This is a genomic window from Citrobacter sp. S46_ASV_140 (assembly GCF_018919545.1).
In the GTDB taxonomy this organism is placed as follows: Bacteria; Pseudomonadota; Gammaproteobacteria; order Enterobacterales; family Enterobacteriaceae; genus Citrobacter; species Citrobacter braakii.
In genome coordinates this window covers 1-3,446 of the sequence record NZ_JAHLRC010000216.1, presented here as the reverse complement: position 1 = coordinate 3,446, position 3,446 = coordinate 1, and the positions used below count along the sequence as shown (strand labels likewise).

The following is a 3,446-nucleotide window of genomic DNA, read 5'->3' as shown; positions in this document are numbered from 1 at the left end:
CTTTAAGCCCGGTATCTCCGGGCATTTTTATTTTTGCGCTTATGAAAAAACATCTTAATTTACGCAGTATGGCGGCCCAGGCCGTCGAACAGGTTGTCGAAAAGGGACAATCATTAAGCAACGTGCTGCCCGCCATGCAGCAAAAAGTTGCCGATAAAGACAAAGCACTGTTGCAGGAGCTTTGCTTCGGTGTGTTGCGCACACTCTCCCAACTGGAGTGGATGATCCAGCAGTTGATGGAACGTCCAATGACGGGCAAACAGCGCACCGTTCACTATCTGATCATGGTGGGCTTCTACCAACTGCTGCATACTCGTATTCCACCGCATGCTGCTTTGGCAGAGACCGTAGAAGGCGCAGTCGTTATTAAGCGTCCGCAGCTTAAAGGGCTGATCAACGGCGTGCTGCGCCAGTTTCAGCGCCGTCAAGAAGAGCTACTGGCTGAATTCTCTCAAAGCGATTTACGTTTCTTACACCCCTCCTGGCTGGTGAAACGTATTAAGGCCGCTTATCCGCAGCAGTGGGAAGCCATTCTTGAAGCCAATAACCAGCGACCGCCGATGTGGTTACGTGTCAATCGTAACCATCATACGCGCGATGCCTGGCTGGACCTGCTGACCGAAGCGGGATTAACCGGTATCCCGCATCCAGATTACCCGGATGCAGTGCGTCTGGAAACGCCAGCTCCTGTGCACGCCCTCCCAGGTTTTGATGAAGGCTGGGTAACCGTCCAGGATGCTTCCGCTCAAGGATGCATAAACTATCTGTTGCCGGAGGACGGTGAACAGATCCTCGACCTATGCTGTGCGCCGGGGGGCAAAACCACTCACATTCTGGAAGTTGCTCCGCACGCTAACGTAATGGCTGTCGATGTTGATGAAAAACGCTTATCGCGCGTTTTCGACAATCTAAAACGTCTGGGTATGAAGGCAACCGTAAAACAGGGTGATGGCCGCTATCCACAGCAGTGGTGCGGTGAACAACAGTTTGACCGTATTTTGCTGGACGCTCCGTGTTCTGCCACCGGAGTGATCCGTCGCCATCCGGATATCAAATGGCTACGTCGCGACCGGGATATTGCTGAACTTGCCCAGTTGCAGGCTGAAATCCTGAATGCAACCTGGCCACATCTTAAACCTGGCGGCACGCTGGTTTATGCAACCTGCTCTATCCTGCCAGAAGAAAACCAACAGCAAATTGCCGCCTTCCTTGCGCGCACGCCAGATGCGGTATTAAGCGTCACTGGTACGCCGGAAAAACCTGGACGTCAGAATTTACCGAGTGCGGAAGATGGTGATGGTTTCTTTTACGCTAAGCTAATCAAAAAGTGATGAGATAACGGGTCGCGACTGATGAAAATTATCATTCTGGGCGCAGGGCAAGTTGGCGGTACGCTGGCTGAAAACCTGGTCGGAGAGAACAACGATATCACGGTAGTCGATACCAATGGTGAGCGCCTGCGTAGCCTGCAGGACAAGTTTGATCTCCGTGTCGTGCAAGGGCATGGTTCGCATCCCCGCGTTCTACGAGAAGCCGGTGCCGACGATGCTGATATGCTGGTTGCCGTAACCAGCTCAGATGAAACAAATATGGTTGCCTGTCAGGTAGCTTATTCACTGTTTAACACGCCTAATCGCATCGCTCGTATTCGTTCACCGGATTACGTTCGTGATGCGGACAAGCTATTTCAATCTGATGCGGTGCCTATCGATCACCTGATTGCGCCTGAGCAACTGGTTATCGATAGCATTTATCGCCTGATTGAATATCCGGGCGCATTGCAGGTAGTGAATTTTGCCGAAGGAAAAGTCAGCCTGGCCGTGGTGAAAGCCTATTACGGTGGGCCGCTGATTGGTAATGCGCTGTCGACAATGCGTGAGCATATGCCGCACATCGATACCCGCGTTGCGGCGATTTTCCGTCATGACCGACCGATCCGTCCGCAAGGTTCTACCATTGTTGAAGCGGGTGATGAAGTTTTCTTCATCGCGGCCTCGCAGCATATTCGCGCCGTAATGAGCGAATTACAGCGTCTGGAAAAGCCTTACAAACGCATTATGTTAGTGGGCGGCGGTAATATTGGCGCCGGGCTGGCACGGCGGCTGGAAAAAGATTACAGCGTCAAACTGATTGAACGTAATCAACAGCGCGCATCCGAGCTTGCAGAGAAACTGCAAAATACGATCGTCTTTTTTGGTGATGCCTCGGATCAAGAGCTGCTGGCGGAAGAACATATCGATCAGGTTGATCTGTTCATTGCGGTAACCAACGATGATGAAGCGAATATCATGTCGGCGATGCTTGCCAAACGGATGGGCGCCAAGAAAGTGATGGTGTTGATCCAACGCAGAGCATACGTCGATCTGGTGCAAGGCAGCGTGATCGATATTGCGATTTCACCGCAGCAGGCAACCATCTCTGCGCTGCTCAGTCATGTGCGTAAAGCGGATATTGTTGGTGTATCTTCACTGCGCCGTGGCGTCGCGGAAGCTATTGAAGCCGTTGCACACGGTGATGAAACGACGTCACGGGTTGTGGGTCGCTCAATTGATGAAATTAAACTTCCACCAGGAACCATTATTGGCGCCGTTGTGCGTGGTAACGATGTGATGATTGCCAATGATAACCTGCGTATTGAACAGGGCGATCACGTAATTATGTTCCTGACAGATAAAAAGTTTATTACCGACGTCGAGCGACTATTCCAGCCAAGTCCGTTCTTCCTGTAATAATTTGGGCGCTGAAACTGCGCCTAAATTATTTCCCTTTATTTTTCATGGTTTAATAAATTTTTATTTAGGCAATACATAAATGGAAATTGCCTAAACATTTGTTAAACTTATAAACGTCAGCTGCATAGGGAGAATAAGATGAGCATTATTAAAGAATTTCGCGAATTCGCGATGCGCGGGAATGTTGTCGATTTGGCAGTGGGTGTCATTATTGGTGCGGCATTTGGGAAGATAGTTTCATCACTGGTTGCCGATATCATCATGCCGCCGCTGGGGTTGTTAATTGGTGGAATTGATTTTAAACAGTTTGCTTTAACACTACGTGATGCACAGGGAGATATCCCTGCAGTCGTTATGCATTACGGTGTATTTATTCAGAATATCTTTGATTTCGTTATTGTTGCGTTTGCTATCTTTATGGCAATCAAGCTGATCAACAAACTGAACCGTAAAAAAGCGGAAGAGCCAGCAGCACCGCCGGCGCCATCGAAAGAAGAAGTATTGCTGAGTGAAATTCGTGACCTGCTGAAAGAACAGAATAACCGCTCTTAAGCACTCACTGAAACAAGAAGGCCAGTGGTAAAAAAGTGAATGACTTTCTTGCCACTGGCCTCCCAGTTACCCCGATTACCATGTTTACCTTTACGTAGATAACTTCCTTTCCCTTTCTTATTTTTCTCAATGCGCTGCCTGAACAGTGGGTCATGTAGAAGC

At 49.4% G+C, this 3,446-nt stretch carries 3 protein-coding genes and 1 pseudogene; 3 read left to right on the top strand and 1 reads right to left on the bottom strand.

Translation table 11 applies throughout. From position 1 onward, the window contains the following. Positions 1-41 precede the first annotated feature (41 nt). The 3 genes from rsmB (at position 42) to mscL (ending at position 3,284) form a co-directional block, all read left to right on the top strand. Positions 42-1,331: a 16S rRNA (cytosine(967)-C(5))-methyltransferase RsmB gene (rsmB, locus tag KQJ19_RS22975; protein ID WP_200047534.1), complete on the top strand. Its 1,290-nt coding sequence runs from the start codon at positions 42-44 to the stop codon at positions 1,329-1,331. 21 nt (positions 1,332-1,352) lie between these two features. Beyond that, a complete protein-coding gene (gene trkA, locus KQJ19_RS22970) occupies positions 1,353-2,729 on the top strand; it encodes a Trk system potassium transporter TrkA (protein WP_003031153.1) in 1,377 nt (458 codons plus the stop codon). A gap of 141 nt (positions 2,730-2,870) precedes the next feature. Continuing rightward, a complete protein-coding gene (mscL, locus tag KQJ19_RS22965) occupies positions 2,871-3,284 on the top strand; it encodes a large-conductance mechanosensitive channel protein MscL (protein ID WP_016154742.1) in 414 nt (137 codons plus the stop codon). Here the strand turns inward: mscL and KQJ19_RS24155 are convergent. Next, positions 3,166-3,446, bottom strand: a pseudogene (locus KQJ19_RS24155) (alternative ribosome-rescue factor A); the annotation flags it as partial. The gene mscL and the pseudogene KQJ19_RS24155 sit on opposite strands and share 119 nt — an antisense overlap.